We start from the raw sequence: 1,796 nt of genomic DNA, 5'->3' as shown, positions 1-1,796 counted from the left end.
GACAATAGAACCATGCTCTATCATAACTCCTTTTGGTTTACCTGTTGTTCCTGATGTATAAATTATATATGCTAAATTTGAAGAATTGACAATAAAATTACTTAAATATGATTTTGAAACTTCTTTCGATAGGGTTTCAAACTCTATATCTATTAAAAATATCTTTGTATCATAGTCCGTTACTTCGAACAAGCTCTCTGAATTTATAATTAACATTTTTACATTGGCATCCTCAATAATAAATGATTTTCGTTCATCTGGATATTCTTTATCAATCGGCAAATAACACATTCCTGATTTCATAATTCCTAGTATGGAAACAATAGACCATATACTACGGTCCATCATTACTCCAACTATGTCTTCTGATTTTAATTGACAGCTATTCTTCAAATAAAATGCTAAACAATTAGATTGTTCATCAAGTTCTTTATAACTTAATACTTTATCTTCACATACTACAGCTATTTTAGTTGGGGTCTTCTTAACCTGATCCTGAAATAAATCAACTATATTCTTATTTTTTGGGTAAACAAAATTTGTCTCATTAAATTTAAACAGCATTTGCTGTTTTTCTTTAACTGATAACATTTCAAGAGTATTTATTGGTTCATCTATATTTTTAATTAAACTAGTAATAATTTCTTTAAAATGAATAATCATACACTCAATTGTTTCTTTTCTAAATAAACTTGTACAATATTCAACATCAATTAATATTTCTTCTTCTGTTTCTGTAGCATTAAATGAAAGATCTAAGATAGAATTGACATGCTGTCTTTCATACGTGTTTATAGTCAATTTTGGTAAATCTGTTTCTTTAGATTTAATTACATTACTTAATAAAAATTTAACTTGAAATAAAGGACTCATACTATTATCTCGCCTAGTCATAACTCTGTCTACCACTTTTTCAAATGGAGCTAATTGATAATCATAACTCTCTAAAGTTGTGCTTTTTACGCTTTTCAATAAACTTCTGAATGAGCTTTTACCATTTATCTTAGTGCGTATTGTTAAATTATTAACAAAAAAGCCTATTAATCCTTCTAATTCTAACTGTGTCCTATTCGCTATAGGTGTCCCCACACAGATATCTTCTTGCCCACTATATTTATATAACAAAACTTTAAAAGAACTCAATAATAGCATAAACAGCGTAACACTTTGCTCTTTACTAATTAAATCTAATGATACTTTTTGCGCTTGACCTAACTTAAATGATATAATCGCTCCTGATCTACTCTGAATAGATGGGCGCACATAATCTGTAGGTAACAACAATGGTACTACTCCCTTCAGTTGATTATCCCAATACACTAACTGAGATTCTAAAAGTTCTCCTGAGATATACCTACGTTGCCAAATTGCATAATCTCCATACTGGATGGGCACTAAGGGTAAACTTGGAACCCGACCCTGAATCATTGAACTGTAAAATTCCATAAATTCATTTACTAGTATATCTCCAGACCATCCATCGCTGGCTATATGATGAAATATACAAGCTAATACATACTGATCGTTTCCTAAATCATATAAACAACTTCTTAACATATAATCCTTTGATAAATCAAAGGGACTCATATGATAACTATCTAACATATCATCTAAATTAGATTCTACATTTATTGTAACTTGATCTAGTTGCCATGATAATGGTGAAATTACCTCCTGATAACCAACACCTTCATTTGACTTAATTACAGTACGCAATATCTCATGACGCGAAACAATCTCCTGCAGTGTTTGCTCCAGTATGGACACCTCCAGTGCACCTTCTAAACGAAGCACAA

At 30.5% G+C, this 1,796-nt stretch carries 1 protein-coding gene; it reads right to left on the bottom strand.

All coding sequences use genetic code 11. From position 1 onward, the window contains the following. Positions 1-1,796 (bottom strand): non-ribosomal peptide synthetase (locus ACEN2I_RS19875; protein ID WP_441767816.1); only part of this gene is annotated, 1,796 nt, incomplete at both ends.

Source organism: Flavobacterium sp. W22_SRS_FK3 (assembly GCF_052113665.1).
Taxonomy (GTDB): domain Bacteria; phylum Bacteroidota; class Bacteroidia; order Flavobacteriales; family Flavobacteriaceae; genus Flavobacterium.
Note: the sequence above shows the minus strand (reverse complement) of the source record. Positions and strands in the feature narration are given on the sequence as shown.